Source organism: Mesorhizobium sp. M7A.F.Ca.US.005.03.1.1 (assembly GCF_003997975.1).
GTDB classification, from domain to species: Bacteria; Pseudomonadota; Alphaproteobacteria; order Rhizobiales; family Rhizobiaceae; genus Mesorhizobium; species Mesorhizobium ciceri.
Map to the genome: position 1 here is coordinate 18,113 of NZ_RZRO01000036.1, position 20,320 is coordinate 38,432.

Below are 20,320 nucleotides of genomic sequence, written 5' to 3' on the forward strand. Positions count from 1 at the left end.
CCGTTCCGCTCAGAGCGACAGCACAACCTTGCCGATCGGCTTGGTGGCAAGGAAGGCGTGAGCGGCCCCCGCCTGGTCCAGTGGGAAGCTCTTCGCCACATGGACGGTGATCTTGTTGGCATCGATCAACCGAGCCAGTTCCAGCAGGCCCTCCCTGTCGGGCACGACCGACATACGCTCGACCCGAATATCGCGCGCACTGGCCTGCGCCCTGGTGTCGTCGCTGACATCGAGCAATGACACCAGCACGCCGCCACGCTTGAGCACCTTCAGTGAGCGTTGGGCGTGGTCGCCCCCCATTGGATCCAGCACCAGATCGATGTCGCGAACCTGGTCGGTGAAATCGCCCTTGGTGTAGTCGATGACCTCGTCGGCGCCAAGTTTGCGGACGAAATCGAGCTTGCCCGGGCTGGCCGTGGCGACGACGTAGGCGCCGCGCGCCTTGGCGATCTGCACCGCCAGATGACCGACGCCGCCGGCTCCCGCATGCACCAATACGCGCTGCCCCGATTTCAGCCCGCCGTGGCGAACAAGCCCTTGCCAGGCGGTGAGGCCGGCCAGCGGCAAGGCGCCTGCCTCGAGGTGGCCCGCGCCCTTCGGCTTCAGTGTGATTTGATCGGCAGGTACGGCAACCAACTCGGCATAGGCGGCGGCCTGCTTGGGAAAGCGCGGCATCCCGAACACCTCGTCGCCGATCTTGAAGCCGGTGACGCCGGCGCCGAGTGCTTCGACAGTTCCCGAGATATCCCAACCCAGGATGAAGGGCGGCTCGCCGAGCAAGGGGTAGTAGCCGGCACGGACGGCGCCATCGACCGGATTGATGCCCGCGGCCTTGACACCGACCAGCACTTCGCCGGCCTCTGGCGTGGGATCGGGCTGATCGGCGATGACAAGGACGTCGGGTCCGCCGACGGAATTCTGGATAGCGGCACGCATTGAGATGTCTCCTGCTCGGTTGATGCCACTATCATTTGGATAGTAATAGCCCCTTGTCCAGTATGTACCTTCCTGATACATACGCACCTCATGGATAGTGAAGATGATTGCGGTTTCGGCTATGACGCGTTCCGGCGGACGTGTCCTTCGCACACGGTGCTGGAGATGCTGGCCAGCAAATGGGTCTATCTGGTGGTTTGCGCGCTGCGCAAAGGCCGGCTGCGCAATGGCGAGCTTGCCCGGAAGCTTGACGGCATCACGCCGAAGATGCTGACGCAGACGCTGCGCGTGCTCGAGCGCGACGGATTGGTACGGCGCGAGATCTTTCCGGTCATTCCGCCGCGCGTCGAATATGAATTGACCGAGCTCGGTCAGAACCTGGCGGGACTGCTTACCCAGATCAGGTCATGGGCGGAGCAGCATGCGCCGGATATCAAGGATGCCCGTGCAAAGGCAATTGCCGAGAATGAAGGGGATTGGGCCGCGTAGGGCGGTTTTCATTCTTCTGGGCGTATTCCCGCCGGGCCGCAAGCCGCGACAATGCGCCAGTCCGATGGCGAGCGTTGACGTCGCCAAGGGCAGGGTTTTAGCCGATCATGGCGCTGCGGCCACCGACTTCGGCTTCGCGGATCTTCGTGTCGCGCGATTCCAGCATTTCCGCTTTGGAAAGCTCCGCTTCAGCTTCGCCGAGTAATGATTCGGCGGCGCTTCGCTGCTGGGCGAGGTCGCTTTGGGAATTCCTGAGATTGTCGCGGCGCAGGCGAGCCGCCTTGGCGAAGGTCGGATAGGCGAAATGGTTGATGTCGGTGATGCCGGCCTTCTTTTCCTCGGCGGTAATCTGAAGCTCCAGCTCGACGGCCATGCGTTCGAACTCGGCGATCATCATGTCGAGCTGCAGCAGCTGCCGCCGCTTCTCATTCACCTGAAACTGTTTCAGCCGAACGAGGTTTTCACGTGACTTCATGATTCGGTACTCCCGGAAACGCACACCCGCACTTATCGTCCAAACCACCTGGAAACGCCCAGGCCGCACCCGTGTCCACCGGCTTTCCCCCAACTATGGGAAACAAAACCCTAAAGTTTTTTGCCGGCGGTAACCATTCGTTTACGGGCATTGTTAATCATACGGGTCAGGACTTAAGGCCGGGTAAAAATTCCGGCCACCGATGCGGAAGCGACGTCGATGAGTCCCTGGAGTCGCTTAGTCCAGGTTGTTAATGTGTTGCATTAGGAATTTGGTTCTGAGATTCGTTATTAGATTCAAGAGGGTGTAGAAAGAGGTTAAAAAATCTGGTACCGTCATGGACGGGAAATTAGGATTTGTTAACCATTCAATGGCAGCCTCTGCACAAGGCAACCACTGCTCCGGGTCCGGACGGGTCGTGAAATGGTCCGGCAGCAGAAAAGGGGAATAAAATGCGTGTTCTGCTGATAGAAGATGACAGTGCAACCGCACAAAGCATCGAACTGATGCTGAAATCGGAAAGTTTCAACGTCTACACGACCGATCTCGGTGAAGAGGGCGTCGATCTAGGCAAGCTCTACGACTACGATATCATTCTTCTCGACCTCAACCTGCCTGACATGTCAGGCTACGAGGTCTTGAGAACGCTTCGCCTTTCCAAGGTCAAAACACCTATTCTCATCCTCTCCGGCATGGCCGGCATTGAGGACAAGGTGCGCGGCCTCGGCTTCGGCGCAGACGACTACATGACCAAGCCATTCCACAAGGACGAGCTGGTTGCCCGCATTCATGCCATCGTGCGGCGTTCCAAGGGCCACGCCCAGTCGGTCATCACCACCGGCGACCTGGTGGTCAACCTCGATGCCAAGACAGTCGAAGTGGGCGGCCAGCGCGTGCACCTGACCGGCAAGGAATACCAGATGCTGGAGTTGCTCTCGCTACGCAAGGGCACCACGTTGACCAAGGAAATGTTCCTCAACCACCTCTATGGCGGCATGGACGAGCCTGAGCTGAAAATCATCGACGTCTTCATCTGCAAGCTGCGCAAAAAGCTCGACGCGGCATCGGGCGGTCAGAACTACATCGAAACGGTCTGGGGTCGCGGCTATGTGCTGCGCGAACCGGAAGACATTCGCGTCAGCGCCTGAGCGACGAATCGTTCGAATCTTTTCAATAAAAAACCCGGCTTCGGCCGGGTTTTTGCATGATGGGCTGGTAACGGTCTGCTTTTGGGCTTCCGAGCAGAAGACCGTCACGCACTTTTTCTGGAGTTGCTCAAGGATGCCGAATCAGGTGCGCTCTTCAAGGTGCGAAAGCGCTCGAGCAGCTGCGGGCGGTTGAACGGCTTCAAGAGATAGCCCTGGGCGCCGGCTCGCTTGGCCCGCATGATCGAAGCAATATCGAGCTCGACCAGGGAAATCAGGATCTGCGGCCTTATCGGGCTCTCCATGGCGCGGACGCGACGGATGAGATCGACCGCCGGTACGTCGGGCAAGGCGCCATCGACGACGATGATGTCGGGCATGTCGGCGGCGCACATCTCCAGCGCGTCAAGTCCGCTGGCGGCCTCGATGACAATCATTTCGGAGCCGCCCAGGATGCGTTTTGCAACCTTCCTGATAACGCTTGAATCGTCGACGAACATGCAGCGTTTCATTTCCGGGTCCTCTTTGCCTTCTGGCAGTCCGGTAGCGTCGGGGGCATCCAGGACGCACCATAGGCCAATCTGGTAAAGAAGCCGAAAAGGCGTTAGGTAAAATTTTTACAAAGATGGGCAGGTGCCTACTTTTATTCACGAATGCTTTGGCACCGCCTGAACGACCGGACGCATTTCAAGTCGATGAGCTGGAATTACAGCGTTAAATGAAAAAATACTTCGCTTTATCGGCTGCGCATCAGGCCGCCGAAAGCACGATTTCTTCCGGCGTCGCGTGGATCGATATCGTCATGCCGGCTTCGCGCGCCAGAAGCAGCGTGTAATAGGGCTGCACGGAATGCGCGTCGATCGGCTCCTCCGGCTTGTGGCCGGAATGCAGTTCGAGGAATTTCGGCGGCACCCGCAGCATCGGGCCAGCCGACGCAAGCGCGAATCGCGGCTCGGTCTCAAGGTTTTCCAGCGTCACGGAAAGCTTGCCGCCGCGCGGAATGGCGGCATTGGCGACGAGGATCAGGTTGAGCAGCAGCTTGACCTTGTTCTTGGGCAGCAACGCGCGGGGCCCGTTCCAGGTCAGTTCTGGCTTTTCGTTCTTGAGGAAGGCGATGGCGACCGCTTCGGCATCGCCGGTATCGATCAACATGCCGGCCGAACCGGCGGCACCGAAGGCGATGCGGGCGAACTGAAGGCGGGCCGAAGCGTTGCGGGCGCTCTGACGGATCAGCTTCATGGCGTCCTCATCGGCGCCGCCTTCATCAAGCAATTCGAGCCCGTTGTTGATCGCGCCGACCGGCGAGATGATATCGTGGCAGACCCGGCTGCACAAAAGCGCTGCCAGATCGGGTGCGGAAAGGGTGAACAGATCGGCCATCGGCGAAAAATCCCTGCAAAATCTCACAACTCATGGCCGGGCGATCGATCGTCGCCTGCCACACGAATCACGCACTCTCTCCTCAGGCTTTCTGAATACACAGCGCCCGTGCGTGCAGCAACAAATCCAAATTGTGGTTGTGGCAAATGGCGTGTTCACGCAGGCTGCCGACCCCAATTGAGCGACCCCAAACAGCCTTCGAACCGCCATGTTCATGTGGGAGCTTAATGGTTGAAAAAGGATTACGGCATAGTTTGCCCCTAACAGTTACCCTTAACGGCCGGCTAAAAGAGCCGTACGGGGTGCGAGGCGTCGGCGAAGGTGCTCCCTGACGGAGATTGGAAGCATGTTTTCCCGATACTACGACCGGAGCTTTCTCCGTGTCTTCTCAATGGCGGTCACGCTCCTGGGCGTTCTCGTCTTCTCGACTTCAGCCCTGCGGGCCCAGGAATACACCGCTCAGGAGATTGTCGATTCCGGTCACAAATTTTTTGGCGCCACATCGGGCGGACTCGCCACGGTGATAGAGAAGATTTTTGCCTCCTACGGCCTGCCCAACGGCTATCTGCTGGGCGAAGAGGGCTCCGGTGCGCTGATCGGTGGCCTGACCTATGGCGAAGGCACGCTCTACACCAAGAATGCCGGCGACCACAAAGTGTTCTGGCAAGGCCCGTCGCTCGGCTGGGATTTCGGCGGCGAGGGGTCGCGGGTGATGATGCTGGTCTACAATCTCGATGATGTGGGCAGCCTCTACAACCGCTATGGCGGCGTTGCCGGTTCAGCCTATGTGGTGGCGGGCGTCGGCTTCAACGTGCTGAAGAACAACAATGTTCTCCTGGTGCCGATCCGCACCGGCGTCGGTGCTCGGCTCGGCGTCAATCTCGGCTATCTGAAGCTTACCGAGCGGGCCACCTGGAATCCGTTCTAGGCTGAAGTCCTTGACTGTCGTTGTCCAAATCCGGGACCGCTTTTGGGTCGACATGCATTAAACTCGTACCGTTGCGGCAAACCCTTGCCGCAACGCTGGATTTCCGCCATGTCAACGTGGCACAGTCAAAGCGGTCTATGCGCTTTTGATGCTTGCCGGCCACAACGGGTAGTCACTTGGTCCAGTCGGTCCTGTTCTTCGTCCTCGGCTTTCTCTGCGCTGGCTTTCTGGCGCTCATGGTGGCTCCGGCCATATGGCGTCGTGCGGTCGCGCTTACACGCAAACGCATCGAATCCTCGATCCCTCTGACGCAGACCGAGATCCAGGCGGACAAGGATCGCATCCGCGCCGAATACGCCATGACGACGCGCCGCCTGGAAATCAGCGTCAAGGCGTTGCGTGAGAAGGCGGCCGAACAACTGGTCGAGATCAATCGCGGTCGCGAGGCCATGAAGGGCCTGGCGGTCGAGCGGACGGACAAGAACCAGGCGCTGACCGAGCTGGGCGCGAAGAACGAAGCGCTGCGTCAGCGAGAGGGCGAGTTGCAGCAGCTTTCGGAGCGTCTGAAGGAAACCGAACGCAAGCTGGAAAAGCGCGCACTTGAGCTGGAAAAGCTGGAGCGCATGTATGACGACGCCAGTTTTTCCTCGAGCAGCCGGCAGATCGAGCTCGTGGCGCGAGAATCCGAAATGCAGAAACTCGCCAGCGACATTGCGATGCTGCGCGGCCAGCGCAAGGAAGCCGACAGGCGCGGCCAGGAAATCGCGGCCGAAAGCAAGGCCGCGCGGGACGCCCTGAAAGCCGAGAAGAAAAAGACCGCCGAGCTCGACAAGAAGGTCGAACGGCTGCTGGCCACACTTGCCGATCGAGAAGACAAACTCGATCGCCGCGAAAAGGAACTGGCACGCATGCGCGAAAGATCGAAATCCGAGGACAGCGCGCCAGCCTTGCGGCTGGTCGGCAAGGGCGGCGATGTCGCGAGGAGCGATGATTTCGACAAGGCAATCGCCAAGCTCGACAGCGACCGTGAGCAGCTCGAGGCGAGGCTGACGGCGCTGGCGCGCGAGAACAAACGGCTGAAGGCGGATCTCACCGCACTGGCCGCCTCCAAGGCCACTGACAGCAGCTCCGCCTTGCGCGAGCAGATGAACGAGCTGGCGGCGGAGGTCGTCCATCTGACGGCCAAGCTCGAGGGGCCTGGTTCGCCGATCGCCATGGCATTGGCGGTACCGTCGGACGCACGCTCCGGCAACGGTGACCGCAGTCTTGCCGACCGCGTGCGCGCGCTGCAGAAGGCTGACGCGACAAGCTGAGATCAGGTCTCCTTAGAGCATTTCACCGTTTCACGGAAACGGCGAAATGCCCTAATTCTTCGCTTTGACGCAATTCTGGACGGAAAACCGCTTCACACTTTTCCTAGAATTGCTCTAGCCGAAAAATGATGCAGCGCGATGGCTGAAGCCGCGGCGACATTCAGGCTGTCGAAGCCTTCCGCCATGGTGATCCGCACGTCGTGCAGGCTTGCGAGCAGGTCGTCCGGCAAGCCTTCGCCCTCGGTGCCGAGATAGAGCGCCAGGCGCTCGCTGCGCTGCGCATCGCGGATGTCGGTCTTCCCGCGTGGCGAGAGCGCGAATTGTTCGAAGCCACGTCGGGCGAGCATCGTTGTGAAGCCGGCGGTGTCGGTGAACGATGCGAACGGGATCTTGAGCGCGGCGCCGACCGAAACGCGGATCGCCTTGCGATAGAGCGGGTCGCAGCACGTCGCATCCAGCAAAACCGCGTCAGCGCCAAAGGCGGCGGCGTTGCGGAAGATCGAGCCCACATTGTCATGGTTGGCGATGCCGACGAGCACCACGACCAGCGCACGAGGCGGCAAGCCATCGAGCAGGGCTTCGGCCGGCTGCGGCGCTCCCTTGCGGCCCATGGCCAGGATGCCGCGATGCATGTGAAATCCGGCGATTGCGTCCATCACAGCGCTGGTGGCCACATAGACCGGGAGGTCGGCGGGCGCCTTGCTCAGGATCTTGTCGAGACCCGCCAGCCGGTTTTCCAGGACGAGGGCCGATTCGGCGGCAAAGCGTCCAGTTGTGAGCAACAGGTCGAGCACCACCTTGCCTTCGGCGACGAAGCGGCCTTGCCGGCCGGCGAGGTCACGCTCGCGAATGTCGAGATAGGCAGCGACGCGCGGATCTTGCGGGTCGTCGATGCGAATGGGATCCATGCATTCCTCGCGACCGTCGCATCGGCCCGAAAATCCGGACCGCTTCCCGGCGCTCACCTTGTTTGGAAAGCACGATGCGACAATTCGGGACAATCAGCCAGCTTTGTGCGCCCCAAATCGGCGCATGTCGCTCTGAATCGCCGGCGAGATCGGCGGCTGTGTGGTCAGGTTCCAGCACGGCGCAAGCGGTGCGCCATCTGGGACAGGTCATCCTTGCCGCTGCCGAAAATGCCGTCCAGCATGACAAGCAGTTCTCGCACGGCGTCGGATTTGCAGGAGTAGTAAATCATCTGCCGGTCGCGGCGGGTGTCGACAAGGTCGAGCGCCCGCAACTTGGCGAGATGCTGGGACAGGGCGGATTGGCTGAGCATCACCTTCTCGGCTATGGCTCCCACCGACATTTCACCTTCGGCGAGGTAGCTCATGATCAACAGTCGCTTCTCATTGCCCATCAGCATGAGAAACTCTGCCGCCGATTCGGCGTTCACGATTAGCTTTGTCGAGACCATCGATCCCCCATGCTTCCTGTTCATCCCGACGCCATGGGGGCAATGGCGTCTGATTCCATAAATTCACTTATCGATCGGCGCTGGCGATTCAGCGTCACTAAAAGGTAGAGCATTTCACCTAAATCTCAAGTGTTGCTTTTGATCCAGCATAATTAAGTCTCAGTCTCGGCGTCGACAATGGCTCGGCCCGCCCTCGCCATATCGACCAGAACGTGCCGCAATTCACCTGCTGCGCCCAGAGGTTGCGGGTAAAAGACCCGGCAAGCATCGTCGCCCGACACCAGATCCATGCCATCGGCATCGAATCCGGCAATACGCCAGCCGTTGCCGGATACTTTGGCGAAATGCTGTGCGTAAACGGCGATCGCGTCGAGATGGTCGGCGTTCATGTGGTCGATGGCCGATTGTTCGCGCGCCGCGAGTTCCTCGACGACCGGTCCGCTGGCGAGCAGATCCGATCGGTCGAGCTGATAGGCCTTGCCGAAGCCGCCGTTGAGGCTGGCGCGTTGCGGATCGAGGCGAAAGATCGAAAAGTCACCGAGACCGGCGTAAAGTTTCGCCCTGGCATTGTGATTGAGGTAACGGCGCTCGGTGCGGGCGTGTTCGGCCGATCCGCGCTCGATCCTTACCGCCTGGCAGACCAGTGTCAGGCGCGGGTGCGCCAGCGGGTCGCCCTTGCCTGGTTCGCCGAGCAACAGGGAACAGCGCGGGTCGGCAAGCAGCGCGCCGGTGTGCGCCGAAAGCATCGACACCAGGATCAGCGGTGCGCCGTCGATGTCGGTGGCCACGCCAACCCTGCTGGCCAGCGGCGAGCCGGTTTGCGGTTCGATCACCGCCAGGGCGCCAAAGCGGGCGCTGCGCAGAAGCGTCTTCGCCAGCCGGATCGCTTCGGCGTCCGTCTCACGGATCACGTCCTTCTTCGGCTCGTCCAAGGCAGCACCGCAGTAAGTTGATTTTTGTTCTCTAGTTATCGGTCAGCAAGCCGGATTTGACAAGGTCGTCGATCTCGGCTTTCGCAAAGCCGAAACGTGCCAGCATTGTCGACGGCAACAAATCCTCATCGCCGGGCATAGTGGCCAATGTCGGTTGCGAACTCGAGAAACGCGGGGCCGGGGCCGGGCGCTCAAATGCACCTGCCGTCACAGAGGCGTTGCGTGCCCGATTGTGCGGGTGGTGCTTTGCCTCTTGCAGCGACAGAACGGGTGCAACGCAGGCATCGGTTTGCGCGAACAACCGGTCCCAGTCGTCGCGTGGTTTCTGCCGGATCCGATCGGCAATGGCGGCGCGCATCGGCGGCCACAGGGCCTTGTCGTACTGGCCGGATGCAAAGCGCTCGTCGAGCGGCAGCAGCCTGGCGAATTCGGCGAAGAATTGCGGCTCGAGACAGCCGATGGCGATATGGCGTCCGTCCGACGTCTCATAGGTGTCGTAGAACGGGGCGCCGGAATCGAGCAGGTTCGCGCCACGCTTATCGCTCCACAAGCCGGCCGCCATCAAGGCGTGCAGGGGCACCGCCAGCATCGAAGCGCCATCGACCATCGCGGCGTCGATAACTTCACCCTTGCCTGTGCGCGAACGTTGGAACAGGGCGGCCAGCACACCGGCAACCAGCATCATGGCGCCACCGCCATAGTCTGCAACGAGGTTGAGCGGCGTGACGGGACGGCCGCCGGCATGGCCGATGGCGTGCAGCACGCCGCTATAGGCGAGGTAGGTTATGTCGTGGCCGGCGCGGCCGGCGAGCGGGCCGTCCTGGCCGAAGCCGGTCATACGGCCGTAGATCAGCGCCGGGTTACGCGCCAGCACCGTTTCCGGGCCGAGGCCGAGCCGCTCCATGACGCCCGGACGAAAGCCTTCGAGCAACATGTCCGCCTTTTCGGCAAGGCGCAGCAACAGATCGGTGCCTTCACGGCGCTTCAGGTCGAGGCGCAGCACGGCGCGGCCATGGCGGTCGATGTTATACTCATCCGGCAGCGGCAGGAGCTGGCTCGTCCCCGCCCGTTCGATACGCAACAGTTGCGCGCCCATCTCCGACAGCATCAGGCCGGCCAGCGGCACGGCGCCGAGCCCGGCCATCTCGATCACCTTCAGCCCGGTCAGCGGACCGGTTTTAGCGGCAGCGGACAGGCCGGCGCTCATGACCGGTTTATTTCGGCGCCATGCGAATGGCGCCGTCGAGGCGAATGGTCTCGCCGTTCAGCATCTGGTTCTCGATGATGTGCAGGGCGAGAGCGGCATATTCGGACGGTTCGCCCAGGCGCGACGGGAAGGGCACGGCGGCGCCCAGTGAATCCTGCACCTCTTGCGGCATGCCGGCCATCATCGGCGTCTTGAAGATGCCGGGAGCGATGGTGCAGACGCGGATGCCGGAACGGGCAAGGTCGCGCGCCACCGGCAGCGTCATGCCGACGACGCCGCCCTTGGACGCCGCATAGGCGGCCTGCCCGATCTGGCCATCATAGGCGGCAACCGAAGCGGTGTTGACAATGACGCCGCGCTCGCCGCCCGGCAGCGGCTCGAGCTTCGACGCGCGTTCGGCGACGAGGCGGATCATGTTGAACGTGCCGATCAGATTGACCTCGATCACCTTGCGGTACTGATCAAGCGGATGGGGACCATCCTTGCCGATCGTCTTCACGCCGATGGCGATGCCGGCGCAATTGATCAGGATACGCGGCTCGCCAAGCTTGGCGGCGACGTCGGCGAGGGCAGCAGTCCCACTGTCGGCGCTGCTGACGTCGCATTGGACGGCAATACCGCCGATCTCGGCCGCGACCTTGGCCGCGCGGTCAATACCGACATCGAAGATGGCGACGCGGGCTCCCTTGGTGGCCAGCGCGCGCGCCGTTGCCTCGCCAAGGCCGGAGCCGCCGCCGGTGACGATCGCGATCTGGCCGTTCGGGTTCATGACGTCATCCTTTGATCTCAGGAACAGTGGACGGATCAGGCGCCAGATCGATGGGAAAGGTCAAGCCATCGCCGCGGTAGGATCGGTCACCCTGGCCTGATCGGCGTGGCAGACCTCGCCCAAGAGCCTGGCGACCGCGCCCGGCGCGATCTCGTGCGACAGCAGCCGGTCGAGGTCGACGGGGCGCGGCATCGAAATCTGGCCGCGCGGAATCCGCTTGAAACCGAGCGGCCCGTAATAGGGCTCGTCACCGACCAGCATGACGGCAGGTGCGCCGGCCCGGGCAGCGGCCTCGAGCGCGATCGCCACCAGCCGGCGGCCGATGCCGAGATTCTTGAAGGCCGGCCGCACGGCGAGCGGCCCGAGCATCAATGCGCGGCCGGCACCGGCGGCGATGCGGGTCATGCGCACCGAGGCGACGACGATGTCGCCATTGACGGCGACAAAGGACAGCGAGCGCTCGTGCCCTCCGGCCTCACGAATCTTGTAGGCGGCCAGCACAAAGCGGCCGGGCCCGAAGGCTTCGTCGTTGATGGCTTCGATCTCGGGGTCGTGCGCCGGGGTTTCCGGCAGGTATTTCACGTCGGCAAGGCTCATGGTCTTTGCGGTCCGGTACAAGGAGGAAAGGTTGCTGCAAACGGCAGCATTCGCCAGTCAGCGCTTCATCAAGCGCGGGCGCCCTTTCGTCGTCGGTCAAACCGGATCAAAGCAAAGTCGAACATGCGGATTGTCCGCTAGCATCAATTTCCCGCCGCTGCAATCGGCCGTTTCTGTCCGTCATTTCGGCCAAGTGACGGTCTGTTCAGCACCTGACGTCTTCGACAGGGCAGCCTTGCGCCTACATCAACCAACAGGACGCAAGGAGATTCGCATGGGATTGCTGGTCGAAGGAAGATGGCAGGACCGCTGGTACGATACGGCGGACAATGGTGGCAGGTTCGTGCGGGCGCAGTCGCAATGGCGCGACTGGATCACCGTTGACGGGGCGCCTGCCGAAGGCCGGACGCGCGGTTTCAAGGCCGAGCCCGGCCGCTATCACCTCTATGTCTCGCTTGCCTGTCCGTGGGCCCACCGGACGTTGATCTTTCGCGCGCTGAAGAAGCTGGAGGGCATCATATCGGTGTCCGTGGTGCATCATTTCATGGGCGCCAACGGCTGGACGTTCGTAGCTGAGGACGGCGCCACGGGCGACACGCTCTACGGCCTCGACTTCCTGCACCAGATCTATGCCAAGGCCGATCCCGCCTATTCGGGCAGGGTGACTGTGCCGGTGCTGTGGGACAAAAAGGAGCAGACCATCGTCTCCAACGAGTCTTCCGAAATCATCCGCATGCTGAATTCAGCCTTCGATGAATGGGGCGACGCCAGCTTGGATTTCTATCCGAAGGCGTTGCGCGGCGAGATCGACCGCATCAATGCGCTGGTCTATCCCGCCATCAACAACGGCGTCTATCGCGCCGGCTTCGCCACCACGCAACGCGCCTATGAAGAGGCTTTCGGCGAGCTGTTTTCGGCGCTGGATACGTTGGAGGAGCGGCTGGCAAAACAGCGCTATCTCGTCGGTGGTCGTATCACCGAGGCCGACTGGCGGCTGTTCACCACGCTGGTGCGCTTCGATCCGGTTTATGTCGGCCATTTCAAATGCAATCTGCGCCGCATCGCCGACTACCCGAACCTGTCCAACTATCTGCGCGATCTCTATCAGGTGCCTGGCGTGGGCGGGACGGTGAACATGCATCACATCAAGGCGCATTATTACGGCAGCCACCAGACGATCAATCCGACGCGGATCGTGCCTGTCGGACCGGATCTCGATTATGGCGCACGGCATGACCGGGCGCGCTTCGAGAAAGCGGCGGCCTGATCTACCAGTAGGGCGAGGGCTGCTCGCCGTCAAAAACCTCGGCGATCCGGCGCAGCGTCGCCGGCGTCGTGCCCTGCGGCAAGCGGTCGAGCGGGAAGAAGCCGGCTTCGGCGATCTCGTGGTCCGGCAGCTTCGGCGCCGTCTGGCTGAAATGCTCGAGCAGATAAAAGCCGACATGGTCGCGGTGGCTGGAGCGGCGGTTGAAATGCATCGATTTGAGCACCGGCGGGGCGGTCAGAGCGATGTTGCCTTCCTCGGCCAGTTCACGGGCCAGCGCCTCGTTCATCGTCTCGCCGACTTCGACGCCGCCGCCGGGAAGCTGCCAACCCGGTACATAGGTATGGCGAATAAGGAAGACGGATCTGGACGCTGTGTCGTGGATCAGGCCGCGCACGCCAAGCGTCATCGGCCTCCGCAGCACGAAATAGAGATGGAACAGCCTGGCCCTCAACCCTGGCCAGCCGGTCTGGCGGAAGGCATCTTCAGGGCTCGTCATTGATAGCGAAACCGTGGGTGGAAAGCCGCGCGCGGGTCGCCTATGAAGGTTGTATGTTCAGGCTCGCGCATATTTCCGATGTCCATCTGGGGCCGCTCCCCGATGTATCCTATCGCGATCTCGCCTCCAAGCGCGTGCTCGGCTATGTCAACTGGCAGCGCAACCGCCGCCGCCATATGCATGATGCGGTCATTGACACGATCGTCGCCGACATCAAGGCGAACACGCCTGATCACCTCGCCGTCACCGGCGACCTGGTCAATCTGGCGCTCGACGGCGAGATCGAGATGGCCAGGCACTGGCTGGAGACGCTGGGGCCGCCGCATGATGTTTCGGTCGTTCCGGGCAATCACGACGCCTATGTGCCGGGCGCCTTCGACAAGGTCTGCCGGTCCTGGGCGGCGTGGATGAGCGGCGACGGCGTCAACACGCCGGTCGACCGCAACGCCTTCCCCTATCTGCGTGTACGCGGCAATGTCGCGCTGATCGGCGTCTCGACAGCGCGCGCCACGGCACCCTTCATGGCCAATGGGTTTTTCATGGAAGGCCAGGGGGATAGGCTCGGCAAAATCCTCCAGGACACTGCCGGACAGGGGCTGTTCCGCGTCATCATGATCCATCATCCGCCGGTGCGCGGCGCGGTCCCGCAGCACAAGCGGCTGTTCGGCATCGCCCGCTTCAACAAGATCATTCGCCGCCATGGCGCCGACCTTGTGCTACACGGCCATTCGCATCTGCCGTCGCTGTTCTTCATCGGCGGTCGAGGCGTCAGGATCCCGGCGGTCGGTGTCGCTGCCGCCGGCCAGGCGCCGGGTGGCAAGCACCCGGCGGCGCAGTATAATCTGTTCGACATCGACGGTGAAAAGGGAAACTGGCGGATCCGGCTGACACGGCGCGGCCTGACCGGGCCGTCCATACCGCCATCCGATCTGCAGACGGTGGAGCTTGGCGCCGAGGCCGCTATGGCCGCAAATTGACAACCATGGCCACGATGCGGTCCCAGAACAGGACGACCGACACCACAAGGCCGACCAGTGCGCCGGCAGCGACCAGGCCAAGCCCGGACAGAAGGGCCGACCAGCGTTTGCCGCGCTCCGTCGCGCGCAGCGGCGGTTCGGCTTCTGGCACATACGCACGTTTCAGGCCGGCGACGGCGGGTTCGACGCCGCCTTCCAGCATCCTCTGACGCTCGACGATGCGCTCGGCGACATAGCGCGTCACGGAATCGGCAACCGATTTCATCTCAGTGGATTCGGCAAGCACCACCCGGCCGATGCGGGTGTCCTTGAGGAAGCGATAGGTGCGGCGGTCGCGCCCCATGGCGACATGGCTGATGGCGTCGATCCACAGGCGCGGCTGCAAGCCCGACGAGACGACAAAGTCGAAATTGTCCATGTCGGCCGGAACATCGGCAAAAACCGGCGCCAGCTCGGCGGCAAGCAGATCGAGACGCATGCGATGCGCCTCGCGCATGTCGACGACGACATCGTCGCGGTCGGCGAAGGCATTTTTGACATCACGGATGGCATCGGACAGTTTCTTCGACTGGTCGATGGTCTTCTCGCCTGCTTCCTTCATCGGCGTCTGCCTCGTGGGTTTGGTTAACACTGGGTTAACACAGCCGCCAGCAAAATGCACTGGCGAGATCGACGGCGTCGGGATGCTCAGGAGGGTCGTCGTGCGCGAAAAGGTCAGCTTGCTGCGGCGGCGAATTTCTGGCGGTGCGGCCTGGCGCGGCGGCTGGTGTTGCGGCGAATGATCTCGGCAACGAGGTCGGGTGCTTCCTCGGCCAGCATATGGCCCGCCTCCAGCACGTGGTGCACGTGAAAATGCGCCGGCAGGTCATCCGCCTGGGTAAAGGGCAGCACCGCATCGCTGGTTCCCCATGCCACCATTACCGGCATGTTCAGCCGATCGAGGCGATCGTGCGGGATGACGCCTTGCCGATCGTCCACGGTCATGGCGGCCGCGATCCCGACCAGCTTTTCGAGTTGGCCGGGTCGCCTGCGCATTTCCCAAAGGATGTCCACCGTATGTTCGAGCGGCAGGGCAGAAGGTCCCGACATCACGGAGAGGCAGGAGCGGATCTCGGACCGATCCGCGGCTTCGGCATAGCGGCGCAACAGCGGCCCGTTGATTTCGGGGCCAAGGCCGCCCGGTGCCAGAAGCGTCAGCGAGGCTATCTTTTCGGGCTCGGCCAGCGCCATCAGCGCCGCCACGGCACCACCCATCGAGTGGCCCACGAGATGAACGCGCTTCAGCCGACGCTCCGAGAGGTCGGTCAGCACGGCCTTAGCCGCCACCCTGGCCGGACCGGCGGCGGGAAAGTCGAGCGACATCCCATGCCCAGGCAGATCATAGGCCAGCGTATGCGTGGAAGGCGTCAGGGCGGAAATCACCTCGCGCCATACATCGTGGCAGCCGCCGAAACCGTGCAGCAGGACGATGGCCTTCGAGCCAACACCCTCTTCGGCGGCAAAAAGTGATGCGGTCATGAAAGCTGATTTTTTGTTATTGCAGAATGCGCGACACCAATCGTGGCTGAATTGCTCCTAGTCCGACATGATGACCAGTAAAATTTTCGCGATTTGTACGGTTGTGTACAGAACTTGGGGATCAACCGGCATTCGGCGATCGAAGCGCAGTAAACCCATCGGGACACGGCGCAGCCAGTCCGCGGACGTCGATGGTGTCAGCTCGGGCTGCCGAGCCCGGCAGCGCGCAGTGCCTGAACCAGCCGGTCGGTCAGGTCGGCCGGATATTTCCGCTCGACGAAAGTCGCCCGCGGATCGGCGGCAAATTTGGGGAACTCGGTGGTCAACTGTTTCAGCAGCGTGCTCACCAGATGGTCCTGTCCGGCAGCCTTGGCGCCGATCAGCCGTGCCGCCAGATAGTGTGATTTCGTTGCCGTCGTTCTCAGTGCCATGCTGGCCGCGACTGCCTTGTTCGTGTCGCCGAGCATGAGCTCACCGACGAACAGCCCATAGTCCCACCATGTCGGGTGTCCGCTGAAGGTCTCCGCCGCATGATCGAGGATCGGCGTTCCCTCGGCGTATCGTCCGGCGAAGATCAGCCCGTAGCCGTAAGCGGCGGCCATGCCGAGATCGTAGGGGTTGAGTTCATAGGCCTTGCGCATCCAGCGGATTGATTCGTCCGTATTGCCGAGGCGCGAACTGACATAGCCGTAGGCGCGATGCGCATAAGGGCTGGTCGGACCCATCTGCACGCCGCGATGGGCAAACTCGACGGCTGTTTCAATCGTCGCGTTGGGCGGATAGGCGTAATGATCGGACACCGCCTCGAGATGCAGGGAAGCAAGTTCCGAATAGACGAGCGAGGACTTGGTTCCACCATTGGCCAGCTTCTCGAGGCAACGATAGGCCGCCTCATGGGTCCTGGCGTTCTGGTCGAGGTAATATTTGCCGTTGAGCAGCAGGCACTGCGTCAGACCGTTTGGCGTGCCGGTCTGCTCGATATAGTTGTAGATGGTGCCGGAGGCGGGGAGTGCCGAGCTCAGCATGTCGGCAATACGGTCTTCGACCGCCGCAGGTGCGCTGTCGGCAGGGGTGAGATTGCGCGATAGAAGCACCCGTCCGGACGCCATGCTTTGCAGTTCTATCGTGATATCGCCCGCGTCCGGTCCGGGCAGGATGTCGAATATGAAGCTCGCAGCGTCGTCGGCTGGATCGTTGACGGTGTCGCGGCCGATGAAGTCGATCGTATCGAAGCCACTCAGGCCGGCGCGCAGCGATGCGGCGACACGGCTGGCGTCGGAGCCGTCAGCCTTGAGTCCGATATAGACTTGCGGCAGGGCGTCAGCCCTTGCCGACGATGTGATGCTTGCGGTTGCGCCAGCGGTCTCCGGCGTTGCCGAGATGTCGCCGCCTGCCAGCAAGGCAGTGCTGCCCTGGCGAAGAATCAGTACGCCCAACATGGCGATGACCAGCGCGATCGCCATCCAGAAAAAGCGGAGATGGCGCGCCACCGAGGGGGCAGGCGAAGTCGGTACGGAAGTCAGAGACATCGCCTCCGGCGTGCCCGTGCCGGCTTCGTTTGACCGATCGGCGGATGCGGCGCCGTCCAGCCTGAGTTCGGGAACAGCCTCGGCAATATCCGGCAGGCGGATCGCATTCGATTCATAGGCAGGAACATAGCCGCCGCGCGGAATGGCGATGCGGACCGGTTCGGCAATTCCCTCATTGGCGAAATAGTGCTGCAGAAGCTCGCGCAGCCTGCCTGCCTGCACCCGCACCACGGCATCGGTGGACGGGTCGAAATCGCCGTCCTTGCCGAAAACATCCATGGCAATGGAAAAGCCCTTGAGCCTGTCGGCTTCGCCGGCCTGTTCACGTTCGACAAGATAACGTAGCAGCTTGCGCGCGCGTTCGGATCGGCCGAACGTTTGGCTGGCAAGCAGTCGCTCCAGTGTCTCGCGCACTGCGGGGGCGGCAGGCGTGGCATGCTGCAAGTGTCGATCCTCTCGAAGTCGGCACAGGTTGAGGCGCGATCATATAGGTCCCGCACCACCACACAAGTATACACCCCATTATGCGATCACGTACCCACCGGATAATTCCGCGGTGGTTAACGGCCCGAAAGGTCGGAACCGATCACCAGATTGGGACGGTTCCGATCTTTGTTCCCGTCGGGCGTCAGCCGGCTTTTTTGCCGACGATACGGTTGGCGGCGGACATCACTGCTTCCAGCGAGGCAGCGACGATGTTGGTGTTGATTCCGGCGCCGAACAGCTTGCCGCCGGGATATTCCATCTCGACATAGGAAATGGCCGACGCGTTCGAGCCGCGCTGCATCGAGTGCTCGGAATAGTCGAGCACCGACATCTCGACACCGAGATGACGTGACAGCGCATCGACGAAGCCGTCGATCGGGCCGGTGCCTGTGCCCGATATCGTCAGTTCCTTGCCGTTGTCGAGGATGACCGCCTCGACGACGCGCCGGCCCTTGATCTCGGTGCTGGGATAGGTGTGGTGATCGAGGAATTTCAGCCGCGCGCCGGGCTGGTCGACATAGGTCTCGAGAAAGCGATCGTAGATGCGCCTGGCCGGCACTTCCTTGCCCTCGGCATCGGTGATCGCCTGGATTTCCTGGCTGAACTCGATCTGCAGGTTGCGCGGCAAATTGAGGCCGTAATCGGCCTGCAGCACATAGGCGATGCCGCCCTTGCCGGACTGCGAATTGATGCGGATGATGGCTTCGTAGCTGCGTCCGACATCGGCCGGGTCGATCGGCAGATAGGGCACTTCCCACAGGCTCGTATTGGCCTTCTTCAGCGCCTTCATGCCCTTGTTGATGGCATCCTGGTGCGAACCGGAAAAGGCGGTGTAGACGAGTTCGCCGACATAGGGGTGGCGCTCGGGGATCTTCAACTGGTTCGAATATTCATAGACGTCCTTCATCCGGTTGATGTCAGAGCAGTCGATCAACGGATCGACACCTTGCGTGTACATGTTCAGCGCCAGCGTGACGATGTCGACATTGCCGGTGCGCTCGCCATTGCCGAACAGCGTGCCTTCGACACGGTCGGCGCCGGCCATCAGGCCGAGCTCGGTGGTGGCGATGCCGGTGCCGCGGTCATTGTGCGGATGCAGCGAGACCAGCAGGTTCTCCCGGTTGTCGAGGTTGCGGCACATCCACTCGATGCGATCGGCATAGATGTTGGGTGTCGACATCTCGACCGTCGAGGGCAGGTTGATGATCAGCTTGTTGTCAGCGGTCGGCCTGACGATCTCGGTGACGGCGTTGCAGATCTCCAGCGCCACTTCCAGCTCCGTGCCGGTAAAGCTTTCCGGCGAATACTCGAAACGAAAGCCTCCGCCGGCCTTGGCCGCCATGTCGGTGATCATCTTGGCGGCGTCGGTGGCGATCCGCTTGATGCCGCCGACGTCCTTCTCGAAGACGACGCGACGCTGCAATTCGCTGGTCGAATTGTAGAAATGGACGATCGGGTTGGTGGCGCCCTTCAGCGCCTCGAAGGTGCGGGTGATCAGCTCCGGCCGGCACTGCACCAGCACCTGCAGCGAGACATCGGCGGGTACGTTGCCTTCCTCGATGCACCAGCGGGCAAAGTCGAAATCGGTCTGGGAGGCCGACGGGAAGCCGATCTCGATCTCCTTGAAGCCCATGTCGAGCAGCAGGCCGAACATGCGTGCCTTGCGCTCATGGCCCATAGGATCGATCAGCGCCTGGTTTCCGTCGCGCAGGTCGACCGAGCACCAGATCGGCGCCTTGTCGATAACCTTCGAGGGCCAGGTGCGATCGGTGAGACCGACGGTCGGATAGGGCTGATATTTGCGGGCTGCGTCGGGCATGCCTTTGGCCGAATCCGTGTCGGCTACCGCGGCATCGGAGCGGATCTCTTCTCGTGCGTTCATCGTCGTTTCTCCCGGCGGCTCATGGATCCACCTTCAGGTGGATTGATGGCGAGCGGCGCCTTTACCAGAATTTCGTTCGCTTGATGTGATTGCCAAGGAGCATGCGCTTGCGCGGCGGTTCGACCGCCGGGCGCTCCTTCAGCGAACCCGGCGATCGCCGATAAGGCCGAGAAGAAGCAGGGTCGAAGCCAGCGCGCGCACGGTCTCGCCGGAAAAACCGGTCGGACGGGAAGCGTTGCTGGCGCGCGTGTTCATGGCGGTTCTCTTACAGGAGCGGCTTGTGGGAGGCAAGTGGGCCGCGGGCCGTGTCGTAAGCACATGAGTTGTCCGGATTAGCACGTGAGTTGTCCGGTTTTATCGCCAGCGAATGGAGGCTGGGGATGAAGCGGGCCGCAGGCCGTGCAGGACAACGAATCCGGGTTAACAGGCTTCGGAGCCTTTGCCGGCGCGTTGGCCGACGAAGCGTCAAACGAAAAACCCGCCTGTTCGGCGGGTCACTGGCGCAAATCAGCACCATGGATGAAAATGTACCTTAGCTGAGGGCAGGGAGTCAAGAAAAAATTCCTATCATTAAAAA

21 protein-coding genes are annotated in these 20,320 nt (G+C 62.0%); 6 read left to right on the plus strand and 15 right to left on the minus strand.

The genetic code is table 11. The features are described from left to right. Positions 1–9: 9 nt before the first annotated feature. Positions 10–936 carry an NADP-dependent oxidoreductase gene (locus tag EN990_RS16665; RefSeq protein ID WP_127368631.1) on the minus strand — a complete coding sequence of 309 codons (927 nt, stop codon included), beginning with the start codon at positions 934–936 and terminating at the stop codon, positions 10–12. A 90-nt stretch (positions 937–1,026) separates the two neighbouring features. On the opposite strand from EN990_RS16665, the gene EN990_RS16670 reads away from it, so the two are divergent. Further along, the gene (locus tag EN990_RS16670) at positions 1,027–1,425 is read left to right on the plus strand and encodes a helix-turn-helix domain-containing protein (RefSeq protein WP_127368630.1); all 399 of its coding nucleotides are present in this window, start codon (positions 1,027–1,029) and stop codon (positions 1,423–1,425) included. Between the two features lie 97 nt (positions 1,426–1,522). Here EN990_RS16670 and EN990_RS16675 read toward each other — a convergent pair whose 3' ends face one another. Further along, positions 1,523–1,900, minus strand: a complete 378-nt coding sequence (locus EN990_RS16675) for a flagellar export protein FliJ (protein ID WP_013529907.1) — start codon at positions 1,898–1,900, stop codon at positions 1,523–1,525. Between the two features lie 452 nt (positions 1,901–2,352). On the opposite strand from EN990_RS16675, the gene ctrA reads away from it, so the two are divergent. After that, on the plus strand, positions 2,353–3,048 hold the full coding sequence (gene ctrA, locus EN990_RS16680) for a cell cycle two-component system response regulator CtrA (RefSeq protein WP_006203583.1): 696 nt from the start codon (positions 2,353–2,355) through the stop codon (positions 3,046–3,048). Between the two features lie 104 nt (positions 3,049–3,152). Here the strand turns inward: ctrA and EN990_RS16685 are convergent, their stop codons facing one another. Both EN990_RS16685 and EN990_RS16690 read right to left on the minus strand, forming a co-directional pair. Beyond that, entirely contained in the window at positions 3,153–3,557 is a 405-nt protein-coding gene (locus tag EN990_RS16685; RefSeq protein WP_024504503.1) for a response regulator, read from the minus strand. 238 nt (positions 3,558–3,795) lie between these two features. Then, entirely contained in the window at positions 3,796–4,425 is a 630-nt protein-coding gene (locus EN990_RS16690; RefSeq protein ID WP_024504504.1) for a histidine phosphotransferase family protein, read from the minus strand. Between the two features lie 391 nt (positions 4,426–4,816). On the opposite strand from EN990_RS16690, the gene EN990_RS16695 reads away from it, so the two are divergent. Both EN990_RS16695 and EN990_RS16700 read left to right on the plus strand, forming a co-directional pair. Then, on the plus strand, positions 4,817–5,353 hold the full coding sequence (locus EN990_RS16695; RefSeq protein WP_224621527.1) for an EipA family protein: 537 nt from the start codon (positions 4,817–4,819) through the stop codon (positions 5,351–5,353). A 176-nt stretch (positions 5,354–5,529) separates the two neighbouring features. Further along, positions 5,530–6,666, plus strand: a complete 1,137-nt coding sequence (locus tag EN990_RS16700) for a hypothetical protein (RefSeq protein WP_024504506.1) — start codon at positions 5,530–5,532, stop codon at positions 6,664–6,666. A 92-nt stretch (positions 6,667–6,758) separates the two neighbouring features. Here the strand turns inward: EN990_RS16700 and EN990_RS16705 are convergent, their stop codons facing one another. The 6 genes from EN990_RS16705 to EN990_RS16730 all read right to left on the minus strand — a co-directional run bounded on the left by EN990_RS16705 (position 6,759) and on the right by EN990_RS16730 (position 11,588). Next, complete coding sequence (locus EN990_RS16705; RefSeq protein WP_127370508.1) at positions 6,759–7,574, minus strand: RNA methyltransferase; 816 nt, start codon at positions 7,572–7,574, stop codon at positions 6,759–6,761. Between the two features lie 164 nt (positions 7,575–7,738). Then, entirely contained in the window at positions 7,739–8,083 is a 345-nt protein-coding gene (locus tag EN990_RS16710) for a metalloregulator ArsR/SmtB family transcription factor (protein ID WP_013529913.1), read from the minus strand. 152 nt (positions 8,084–8,235) lie between these two features. Continuing rightward, complete coding sequence (locus EN990_RS16715) at positions 8,236–9,015, minus strand: HugZ family protein (RefSeq protein ID WP_127385377.1); 780 nt, start codon at positions 9,013–9,015, stop codon at positions 8,236–8,238. 31 nt (positions 9,016–9,046) lie between these two features. Further along, the gene (locus EN990_RS16720) at positions 9,047–10,222 is read right to left on the minus strand and encodes a CaiB/BaiF CoA-transferase family protein (RefSeq protein ID WP_127370319.1); all 1,176 of its coding nucleotides are present in this window, start codon (positions 10,220–10,222) and stop codon (positions 9,047–9,049) included. 7 nt (positions 10,223–10,229) lie between these two features. Next, positions 10,230–10,991 carry a 3-hydroxyacyl-CoA dehydrogenase gene (locus EN990_RS16725; protein WP_013529916.1) on the minus strand — a complete coding sequence of 254 codons (762 nt, stop codon included), beginning with the start codon at positions 10,989–10,991 and terminating at the stop codon, positions 10,230–10,232. 60 nt (positions 10,992–11,051) lie between these two features. Continuing rightward, positions 11,052–11,588 (minus strand): N-acetyltransferase, encoded by a 537-nt coding sequence (locus tag EN990_RS16730; protein ID WP_013529917.1) that lies wholly within the window; start codon positions 11,586–11,588, stop codon positions 11,052–11,054. A gap of 274 nt (positions 11,589–11,862) precedes the next feature. On the opposite strand from EN990_RS16730, the gene EN990_RS16735 reads away from it, so the two are divergent. After that, positions 11,863–12,855 carry a glutathione S-transferase family protein gene (locus tag EN990_RS16735; protein WP_064994476.1) on the plus strand — a complete coding sequence of 331 codons (993 nt, stop codon included), beginning with the start codon at positions 11,863–11,865 and terminating at the stop codon, positions 12,853–12,855. 1 nt (position 12,856) lies between these two features. On the opposite strand, the gene EN990_RS16740 is transcribed toward EN990_RS16735, so the two are convergent. Beyond that, complete coding sequence (locus EN990_RS16740; protein WP_013529919.1) at positions 12,857–13,351, minus strand: NUDIX domain-containing protein; 495 nt, start codon at positions 13,349–13,351, stop codon at positions 12,857–12,859. Positions 13,352–13,404: 53 nt separating this feature from the next. Between EN990_RS16740 and EN990_RS16745 the strand changes: the two genes are divergently transcribed. Continuing rightward, a complete protein-coding gene (locus EN990_RS16745) occupies positions 13,405–14,328 on the plus strand; it encodes a metallophosphoesterase (RefSeq protein WP_013529920.1) in 924 nt (307 codons plus the stop codon). On the opposite strand, the gene EN990_RS16750 is transcribed toward EN990_RS16745, so the two are convergent. The 4 genes from EN990_RS16750 to leuA all read right to left on the minus strand — a co-directional run bounded on the left by EN990_RS16750 (position 14,312) and on the right by leuA (position 19,743). Next, a complete protein-coding gene (locus tag EN990_RS16750) occupies positions 14,312–14,929 on the minus strand; it encodes a hypothetical protein (protein ID WP_013529921.1) in 618 nt (205 codons plus the stop codon). The genes EN990_RS16745 and EN990_RS16750 overlap by 17 nt on opposite strands. 113 nt (positions 14,930–15,042) lie before the next feature. Next, a complete protein-coding gene (locus EN990_RS16755) occupies positions 15,043–15,846 on the minus strand; it encodes an alpha/beta fold hydrolase (protein WP_027162195.1) in 804 nt (267 codons plus the stop codon). A 197-nt stretch (positions 15,847–16,043) separates the two neighbouring features. Then, a complete protein-coding gene (locus EN990_RS16760) occupies positions 16,044–17,819 on the minus strand; it encodes a hypothetical protein (protein ID WP_127368846.1) in 1,776 nt (591 codons plus the stop codon). 184 nt (positions 17,820–18,003) lie between these two features. Further along, positions 18,004–19,743 (minus strand): 2-isopropylmalate synthase, encoded by a 1,740-nt coding sequence (gene leuA, locus EN990_RS16765; protein WP_127368847.1) that lies wholly within the window; start codon positions 19,741–19,743, stop codon positions 18,004–18,006. Positions 19,744–20,320: the final 577 nt, after the last annotated feature.